The sequence below is a fragment of the Arcobacter sp. CECT 8989 genome (assembly GCF_004116715.1).
Taxonomy (GTDB): Bacteria; Campylobacterota; Campylobacteria; order Campylobacterales; family Arcobacteraceae; genus Halarcobacter.
In genome coordinates this window covers 1-420 of the sequence record NZ_PDKE01000088.1, presented here as the reverse complement: position 1 = coordinate 420, position 420 = coordinate 1, and the positions used below count along the sequence as shown (strand labels likewise).

The 420-nt window shown below is 27.6% G+C and carries 1 protein-coding gene; it reads right to left on the bottom strand.

Annotated elements, in window-relative coordinates; translation table 11 throughout:
• A partial coding sequence (locus CRV02_RS14555; protein ID WP_258239335.1) for an aconitase family protein occupies positions 1 to 420 on the bottom strand: 420 nt, incomplete at both ends.

Genomic DNA, 420 nt, shown 5'->3' with positions numbered 1-420 from the left:
GTTATCTTTAATATCAAACTCATACTTATCTTCTAAATTACCAAATAGCTCGCAAGCATATCCAGTAATATAAAAACCTAAGTGTTCTAAGTATTTAAGTAAATCTAATTTTTTTAAAAACTCTTTAATAGCTAAGGAACCAGGAGAAAAAGAAGTTTTAACATACTCTTTAGTATGTAATCCAAACTCATAAGCTTTTTTTGCCACAAGTGCAGCGTGTAGTATTAAATATGGATTTGAAGTTGTTGTACAAGAAGTAATAGAAGCAATTACTACATCTAAGTCTTTTAAATATGAACCACTTTTATTAATTTGTTGTTCTTTTAACTCTTCTACTTTTATATGTGTATGTACTTTATTAGGTCCAGCAATTGCAGGTTCTAACTCTTCTAAATCAAAATTTATTACTTCATCAAACTC